Source organism: uncultured Intestinimonas sp., from assembly GCF_944387725.1.
Lineage (GTDB): Bacteria > Bacillota > Clostridia > Oscillospirales > Oscillospiraceae > Intestinimonas.
The window spans coordinates 1-8023 of sequence record NZ_CALXGA010000084.1 but is presented as its reverse complement, the minus strand read 5'-3'; the positions used below and the strand labels follow the sequence as shown (position 1 = coordinate 8023).

The 8023-nt window shown below is 58.2% G+C and carries 9 protein-coding genes and 1 pseudogene; 3 read left to right on the top strand and 7 right to left on the bottom strand.

Annotation, left to right across the window (positions count from 1 at the left end; genetic code table 11):
* Nucleotides 1-1442, bottom strand: a pseudogene (locus Q0K09_RS09880) (DNA-directed RNA polymerase subunit beta); the annotation flags it as partial.
* A gap of 394 nt (nucleotides 1443-1836) precedes the next feature.
* Here Q0K09_RS09880 and Q0K09_RS09875 point away from each other — a divergent pair.
* Nucleotides 1837-3153 (top strand): conjugal transfer protein TraL, encoded by a 1317-nt coding sequence (locus tag Q0K09_RS09875; protein ID WP_294475807.1) that lies wholly within the window; start codon nucleotides 1837-1839, stop codon nucleotides 3151-3153.
* Nucleotides 3154-3277: 124 nt separating this feature from the next.
* On the opposite strand, the gene Q0K09_RS09870 is transcribed toward Q0K09_RS09875, so the two are convergent.
* The 6 genes from Q0K09_RS09870 to Q0K09_RS10855 all read right to left on the bottom strand — a co-directional run bounded on the left by Q0K09_RS09870 (nucleotide 3278) and on the right by Q0K09_RS10855 (nucleotide 6579).
* Entirely contained in the window at nucleotides 3278-4681 is a 1404-nt protein-coding gene (locus tag Q0K09_RS09870) for a PLP-dependent aminotransferase family protein (protein ID WP_294475805.1), read from the bottom strand.
* A 132-nt stretch (nucleotides 4682-4813) separates the two neighbouring features.
* The gene (locus Q0K09_RS09865; RefSeq protein ID WP_294475803.1) at nucleotides 4814-5080 is read right to left on the bottom strand and encodes a hypothetical protein; all 267 of its coding nucleotides are present in this window, start codon (nucleotides 5078-5080) and stop codon (nucleotides 4814-4816) included.
* Nucleotides 5081-5370: 290 nt separating this feature from the next.
* Nucleotides 5371-5529: a hypothetical protein gene (locus Q0K09_RS09860; protein ID WP_294475799.1), complete on the bottom strand. Its 159-nt coding sequence runs from the start codon at nucleotides 5527-5529 to the stop codon at nucleotides 5371-5373.
* A 226-nt stretch (nucleotides 5530-5755) separates the two neighbouring features.
* Complete coding sequence (locus Q0K09_RS09855; protein WP_294475797.1) at nucleotides 5756-6139, bottom strand: hypothetical protein; 384 nt, start codon at nucleotides 6137-6139, stop codon at nucleotides 5756-5758.
* Nucleotides 6140-6229: 90 nt separating this feature from the next.
* Complete coding sequence (locus tag Q0K09_RS10860; RefSeq protein WP_365932073.1) at nucleotides 6230-6502, bottom strand: type IIL restriction-modification enzyme MmeI; 273 nt, start codon at nucleotides 6500-6502, stop codon at nucleotides 6230-6232.
* Nucleotides 6503-6504: 2 nt separating this feature from the next.
* Nucleotides 6505-6579, bottom strand: coding sequence for a type IIL restriction-modification enzyme MmeI (locus Q0K09_RS10855; protein WP_365932079.1), 75 nt, complete (start codon nucleotides 6577-6579; stop codon nucleotides 6505-6507).
* Between the two features lie 484 nt (nucleotides 6580-7063).
* Between Q0K09_RS10855 and Q0K09_RS09850 the strand changes: the two genes are divergently transcribed.
* Nucleotides 7064-7342 (top strand): type II toxin-antitoxin system RelB/DinJ family antitoxin, encoded by a 279-nt coding sequence (locus Q0K09_RS09850; protein ID WP_007493621.1) that lies wholly within the window; start codon nucleotides 7064-7066, stop codon nucleotides 7340-7342.
* Nucleotides 7332-7598, top strand: a complete 267-nt coding sequence (locus Q0K09_RS09845) for a Txe/YoeB family addiction module toxin (protein WP_007493622.1) — start codon at nucleotides 7332-7334, stop codon at nucleotides 7596-7598. Before Q0K09_RS09850 ends, Q0K09_RS09845 begins: the two co-directional genes overlap by 11 nt.
* The last annotated feature ends 425 nt before the right edge of the window (nucleotides 7599-8023 follow it).

Below are 8023 nucleotides of genomic sequence, written 5' to 3'. Positions count from 1 at the left end.
AACTCCTTGATGGCGGCGGTGACGGGGCGGATGTTGATGAGGCTCTGGGGGGTGACGATGTCCAGATCCTGGATGGTCATGCGCTCCCGGATGACCCGCTCCATGCGGGAAAAGCCGATGCGGAACTGGTTCTGGAGCAGCTCGCCCACGCAGCGCAGGCGGCGGTTGCCCAGGTGGTCGATGTCATCGGCGGCGCCTACCCCGTGGGCCAGGCAGTCCAGGTAGTTGATGGAGGCCATGATATCCTCCACCAGGATGTGCTTGGGCGCCAGGTCGTCGGCCCGGTCGGCCACGGCCTCCCGAAGGCCCTCCTCGTCCCCCTCGTACTGCTCCAGCAGCTCCCGGAGGAGGGAGAAGCAGACCTTTTCCGTGATGCCGCACTCGGCCGGGTCAAAGGGCAGGAAGCCCTTGGCATCCACCATGTCGTTGGAGAAGACCTTCACCAGGGTCCCCTCCAGGTCCACCACGGCCTCGTTGACGCCACGGGCCTCCAGCTCCTGGGCCCGGGCCCGGGTGAGCACCTCCCCGGCCTCGGCGATGAGCTCGCCGGTCATGGGGTCGGCCACGGGCTGGGCCAGCTTCTGGCCGCTGAGCCGGGCCCAGAGGGCCAGCTTTTTGTTGAACTTGTACCGGCCCACGGCGGACAGGTCGTACCTCCGGGGGTCGAAGAACAGGGCGTGGAGAAGGCTCTCGGCGGAGTCCAGCGTGGGGGGCTCGCCGGGGCGGAGCTTGCGGTAGATCTCCAGCAGCGCGTCCTCCCGGGTCTTGCAGGCGTCCTTATCCAGGGTGGCCAGGATGCGCTCATCCTCACCGAACATCTCCAGAATCCCGGCGTCGGTCTGGGGCCCCACAGCCCGGATAAGGCAGGTCACCGGCAGCTTGCGGTTTTTGTCGATGCGGACATAGAACACGTCCGACAGGTCGGTCTCATACTCCAGCCAGGCCCCCCGGTAGGGGATGGCGGTGGCGCCGTAGGTGAGGTTGCCCGCCTTGTCCTCGGTCTTGGTGAAGTAGACGCCGGGGGAGCGGACAATCTGGGAGACAATCACCCGCTCGGCGCCGTTGATGACGAAGGTGCCGGCCTTGGTCATCAGGGGGAAGTCGCCCATGAAGATCTCCTGCTCCTTGATCTCCTCGGTCTCCTTGTTGCGCAGGCGCACCCGGACTTTGATGGGGGCGGCGTAGGTGGCGTCCCGGGCCTTGCACTCCTCCACGTCGTACTTGGGGGGCTCGTCCATGGAGTAGTCGATGAAGGACAGCTCCAGGTTCCCGGCATAGTCGGTGATGGAGGCCACGTCCTTGAACACCTCCCGCAGGCCGGTATCCAGAAACCACTGGTAGGAGTTCTTCTGGACGTCCAGCAGGTAGGGCATCTCCAGGACCTCCTGGTGGCGGGCGTAGCTCTGCCGCACCGTCTTGCCATAGCGGACTTCGTGGACCATGCCGTTCAGCGTCTCGTTGACCATTCCGAAAATCACACTCCATTTTCTCACATTCAGCGCCGAAAAGCCGGAGCCTTTCGGCTGATTTCCCCTGTTTTCCCGGCCAAACCTCGTCGTTTTGGCCAAAATCACCGGGCTTTCTGTTTGCGATACGCCCGGCAGCGTTGTCTAAATGATTTTATTTCCCTCTTGCACAGCTCCGCCAAAACTGGTATACTGGCTTCAGCGTGGAAAAGAAATCAGAACATGCTCCCATGGGCAGGAGCATATTATTATACCATGCACTTTTTTCCACGTCAAGCTTTTTCGTGTCGAAGTTCGGAGGCATCCGAACTTTTTTTGTCTCCTGGGGGCGGCGCTCCGGCCCCGCCCCACACCCCTGCGAGGTGATGCCATGTCCTCCTCTGCCCGGAACCTCTCCCTGGCCTGCGCCGCTGGAAGCGCCCTTCTGCTCCTGCTGACCCTGCTGGCCCGGTGCGCTTGGCTCTCCCACGCCCCTTCCCGGGGCTTTGCGGCGGCGGCCCTGGTCCTGCTCTTCTGTCTGGCCGCCGGGCTGCTGTACCTGTGCTGCCGGAGCCCCGGCCTGGTCCTTCGGGCCCTCCCCTTTCTCGCCCTGGCCCTGCTGCTCCGGGCGGTCTGCCTGGACCACATCACCGGCGACTATGTGACCTTCCTCTCGGACTGGGCTGCCTTCTTCCGCGACAACGGCGGCTGGGCGGCGGTGGCCCTGCCCAAGGGAAACTACAACGCCCCCTACCTCTATTTTTTGGCGGCCATCTCTTACCTGCCGGTATATGACCTCTACGCCATCAAGCTCTTCTCCGTCCTCTTCGACGTGCTTTTGGCCTGGGGCGGAGCGCGCCTCATCGCCGCCCTCCCGGGCCGGGAGGGCGGGGCGGCGGGCCGGGCCGCCGCCGGCTTCTGTCTGCTGCTTCTGCTGCCCACGGTGGTGCTCAACGGCGCCTATTGGGCCCAGTGCGACGCCATTTACGGCGCGTTGTGCCTCCACGGCCTGGCGTCGGGTCTGTCGCGGCGGCCCCGGTCCTCGGTGGTGCTCGCCGCCCTGGCCTTCTCCTTCAAGCTCCAGACCGTCTTTCTCCTGCCGGTGTGGGCGGTGCTGTGGATGTCCCGGCGGGTCCGGTTCCGGGACCTCCTCCTCTTCCCCGCCGCCTATGTCCTCGCCATTCTCCCCGCCCTGGCCCTGGGGAAGCCCCTGGGGGACGTGCTGGGGGTCTACTTCGGCCAGGCAACGGAGTACAGCGCCTACCTGACCCTCAACGCCCCCTCCCTCTACGCCCTGATCCCCTACGGCATGGAGGTGGACGCCGCCCTGTGGTCCAAGGCGGGCATTTTGGCGGCCTTTGTCCTGGTGCTGGGGGTGCTGGGATGGCTGCTGCCCCGGCGGCGGACCCTGGGGAACGAAGCGGTGATGGCGGCCGCCGTGGTCTTTGCGGTGGGGGTCCCCCTGCTGCTGCCCCACATGCACGACCGCTACTTCTTCTTGGCCGACATTCTGACCCTGTGCTGGGCCTTCACCCGGCAGCGGTACGTCCATCTGGCCCTCCTGACCCAGATCGCCTCTCTGGGGGCCTATCACGCCTATCTGGTGCTGCAATACGCCTTCCCCATGGGCCTGGGGGCGCTGATGCTCCTGGGCGTGCTGATTGCCGCCCTGGCCTTCCTGATCCAAGCGGCGCGGGAGCCGGACTGAGCTCCTTCAGCCTCCAGCTTCATCATCATGGAAAAATAAGAACGAAATCATTTTTTTGGAACGGCATGGCCTGCGGGCCATGCCGTTCCGCCTGTCGGAAAGGGGGGGCTCACCGCCCCCCCTTTCACACGATCCCCCAGGCCTCCCGCAGCCGGAGGAAGGCCCGGCGGATGTCCCCGGCCTCCAGCCGGGCATAGCCCATGATGAGGGTGGGGGGCTCCCCTTTTGGGGCGGGGGTGAGCCGGCAGGCCGAGAGGGGGTAGACCGCCACCCCCGCCTCAGCCGCCCGGCGGACCAGCTCGTCCTCCCCCAGACGGCCATCCATCCGCAGGAGCATATGGAGCCCGGCGTCCCCGCCGGAGAGGGTCCCGGAAATGCCCAGGCCCCGGACACAGGCGATCAGCGCCGCCTTCCGCTCCCGGTACTCCACCCGCATCCGGGCAATGTGCCGCTCGAAGTGTCCCCCCTCCAGGAACCGGGCCAGGGTGTACTGCTCAAAGGAGGGGACGGTGGAGGAGTAGAACAGGAACTCCCGCCGGTAGCGCTCCGCCAGAGCGGGGGGCAGCACCATGTAGCCAATCCGCAGAGAGGGGGCCAGGTTCTGGGCAAAGGTGTTGAGGTAGACCACCCGCCCCTCCCGGTCCAGGCTCTGGAGGGCGGGAATGGGCAGGCCGGAGAAGCGGAACTCGCTGTCGTAGTCATCCTCGATGATGTAGCGGTTCGGCCCTTCCCCGGCCCAGGCCAGGAGCTCCCGCCGCCGCCCCGCAGGCATGACAATGCCCAGGGGAAAGTGGTGGGAGGGGGTCACATGGACCACCCGGGCCCCGGACCACCGCAGGGCGTCCACCCGGAGCCCCTGGCCGTCCAGAGAGATGGGGCAGATGTGGGCCCCCTGGTGGGCCAGGATGCGGCTGAATTTCAAGTAACCCGGGTCCTCCACGGCGTAGCCCCCCTCCCGGCCCAGAAGCTGGAAGAGGAGGCCGGTGAGGTACTCCGAGCCCGCTCCCACCACCACCTGCTCCGGCTGGGCGGTGATGCCCCGGAAGTCCCGGAGGTACTGGACAATGGCGGTCCGGAGCTCCGGAACCCCCTGAGGGGGCACGGCGGAGAGGAGGGCGCTGTCCTCCCGGGTGAGCACCTGGCGCATGAGCCGGGCCCAGGTGGCAAATGGGAACCGGGCGGCGTCCACGGCGTTGGTGGCGAAGTCGAAGTCCGGCCGCCGGGCCGGGGTGGCCTCCTCCAAGGCGGGCGCGGGGCCCTCCTGCCGGGGGACGGGGACCGGGGCCTCCAGGGGGGCCACGAAGAAGCCCCGCTTGGGTTCGGAGCGGAGGTAGCCCTCGGCCTGGAGCTGTCCGTAGGCCCCCTCCACCGTCACTACGCTGACTTTGAGGTGGGCGGAGAGGGCCCGCTTGGAGGGGAGCTTCTCCCCAGGGGCCAGAGCGCCAGACTCGATCTCATGTCGGAGCTGGCGGTAGAGCTGTTCATAGAGCGGGGTGTCCAAGGCGGAGTCCAGCACAGGTGTCAGCATGGGAAAAGCCTCCAATCCGGCCTTTCAAGAGCAAGAAAATTTGCAGAAAATGATAAGGTCAGTTCCGCCGGCTGGGGAAGTTTGCGGCGTTACAGGCATCTCCACGCTTTATATCAAAACGGGAAACGCGCCTCACCCAAAATATTGCTGCATCAGCGCTTTTTTCAGTACTTCCAGTTTATCAAGACTCTGCTGAATCGCCCATTTTGATTTTTTGACTGTTTCAGCATAGTTTGAAAATTTCTTCTGTAATTCGATTGGTGGGACGAGAATTTTTATATCTTGTAATTCTTGCGCGTTAATATTTGCTTGTCCGACGATGGCTTTACACATATCCGCTAGGGCTTGTTTGAAAATTGGCGATGTGTCCAGCAGCGAGGGATTTTGAGCCGCTGGCAAGCAATTTTTTCGCAGGAATCCTGGCGGATTTCAAGGAAAAATTGCGCCGTCCAGGGGACAAAAGACCCGCTGGTTGGGCATGTTGACATTTTTCAAACAAGCCCTAGTGTTGCTCAGCCTTGTGGATGGCAAGCGTTTTTCCTGCCTTACTCTTAACTTTGTGGGTAGATGACTTGGTTGCGAGGGTCTTAGCGGCTTTGCCTACTTTGCCACCATGATGAACTGGCATAAATAATCTCCTTTCAATGGTGAGGGAGGACGAAACCGCCAACATCCTCCCCGAAGGTTAGTTACTGTTTATCAGCCTGAACGGCAATACGGAACGCATTAAGGCCATACGCCTTGGCATAAATCCGTCTACCATTACGAGTAGTGATATACGCCGTGTAAACGTAAGTAACCGAAGAATCGTCCCGTTCAGTTTGCGCTAACTTCACGTTGTTATCCAAACGCTTGTCCTCCTTTCCAAAAGATTTTCAGTGACTTGAAAAAACAAGTTGCAAGCAAATCACTGAAACCTCTTGAAAAAAGTAAAGACGACCATATACTATAATGTGTATCGAGTAAAGTATATGGGCGGTTTAGCCGTCTGAACTTTTCTCAACGGGCCTTGACTGAGTTGCAGCTCAGTCAGGGCCTTTTTATATGTCATCCGGCGTTGCCGGTAGACACCGATTAGGTGAGTATAGATGCTTTAGAAAGGTCAAATACAATGGCCCGTTCTTCTCGAAGCAAAACTCCGTCAGCACGGTAGCCGTTTTCTTTGAGATTCCATCCCATCACACGCTCCAGCGTGTTCAACAAATCACGGGCGTTCCATCTTACAGATAGCACACCAGATGCCTTGGGTCGATAAAACACAGTTGCGTTTTTATCATCCGAGTTACACGCTTGAACTGCCACCTGTTTCGTTTCTGGATTGATAAGAAATTTTGCGTACTCTGGTTCACCCAATTTGAGCGTCACTGACTTATTAAAGGTGATGCCGTTCTGCGTGAATGACGCATACGGAACCCCCTCCGAAAAATCGAAAGCTCTGAATCCGTCCAATGCAGGCATTTCTATACCCCCTTCATACGCTACATTATATCATATCTTCTTTAACAGTGCAAAAGAAATTTCATTCCTGTTGTTTTGCTCCGCTCTGTTTTATTGCGTCATTCTCATCTTTTTGCAATTTAATTCTCGCCTCTTTCCTGCGCCATCTCTTGACGCATCTTTATCAGCTTCGCCGCACAGGTGGGTCTCCGTCGTGGTCTTGATGTCAAATCCATAGGCGCACATAACGGCCTTTTCGTTTTGTTTGTGCGCTTTGTGCAGTTTCGGTGGCATGGTTGTCTCGTCGTACAGATCGGCCAGACTGGAATCCAGGTACAGGACACAGGCATCCAGAATGGCCTGGACCGTCTGTCCAATCTTCACTTTTATCCGTCGGTGGGCATGGGCCAGGGGAAGTTGTTGTAGACAATATCTTTGGAATACCGATAGTCGCTTTTCAACCTTTCAGAAGGGACCTTTGGAATGACAACATATTTGATGGTCTAACCGATACACAGATTGAAGCTATAACAATGATTGTCAATGAATTGAAAGCTACGAACAAAGAAAAATGAGGCAGGATAGGATTTTTCCTACTCTGCCTCATTTTTGCAGTTATTTCCGTTCTCGCCCGTGTTCCCCGTAATTTATCAGCGGTCGGGAAAAATGCCAAGAAAAGCCGCCGCCGCGAATTACAAGTGTAGTTTCCCAGAACCACCCCCCGCCACCGCGAGGCGCTTCCCTGTTCCGCTCCACCTGGGGGTACTCCCGGCCTGCCCTTTGACCTTCCTGTGAGGGGAATTGCCAGCCGCTCGTGATCTGCGGTTCCGCTCCAAATTGAAAGTGCACTTTCAAACATGAACACTATGTAAATTTACGCGCAAAGTATTGATATTGCGCGTAAAAAGGAATAGAATAGTAGTGCCATAGAAAGGAGTGGTCACAATGGCAGAAACGACAAACCTCAATATCCGCATTGACAAAGACCTGAAAGAGCGTGCCGAAGCTGTCTTTGCCGACATGGGTATGAGCATGACAACGGCCTTTAACATCTTTGTGCGCCAGACCTTGCGGCAGGGCAAAATCCCCTTTGAGATTTACGCAGACCCCTTTTACAGTGACAGCAATATGCGGGCATTGGACAACAGTATCAAGCAGGCCGGGCAGGGCAAGGTGGTAGTCAAGTCTATGGACGAGTTGGAGCAGCTTGCCGATGGGGACTAACATCACATTCACGGAACAGGCGTTTGAAGAATACCTGTCATGGCAGGGACAGGACAGAAAAACGCTGAAACGGATAAATGCCTTGTTGAAGGACATTTGCAGAAGTCCATTTGAAGGGATTGGCAAGCCAGAGCCATTGAAGGAAAACTTGTCAGGCTATTGGAGCCGACGCATTGACGATACGAACAGACTTGTTTACCGCATGGTCGATGGACAGGTCGAAGTCTATCAATGCAAAGGCCATTATGACGATTGAGTGAGTGAAGCGGTACTGCCAGCCGCTTCACTTTTTTGTTATCCAGGTTCCGCTCCAAATTGAAACTGCACGTTCAAAAACGGATCTCTACGCACAAGAATTCAACTTGTGAAAAGAACTGACAACTCCGAAACAACTTTTGAGAAGTAGCGGCAACTTCCAATTATCCAGTAACAACTTTTAGAGCAAAGGCAACAGCTTTGTTGCAGAATGAGGCAAATGCAAGGCCGAAACCGTTTCTTTGACACAAGAAAATTTTTATGTTATAATATTTACAGAAAAAGGAAAAGGAAATTTCAAATACATCATTCCCTTTGTAGGCTTAAACAAGCAGTAGGATGAAGGCGCTGCGGCCTTCCATCTTGTAGAGCGCTTCCGTTCTATGCTTCCGGGCAGCAACGCCAAGTGCTGGCAACACGCTTCCT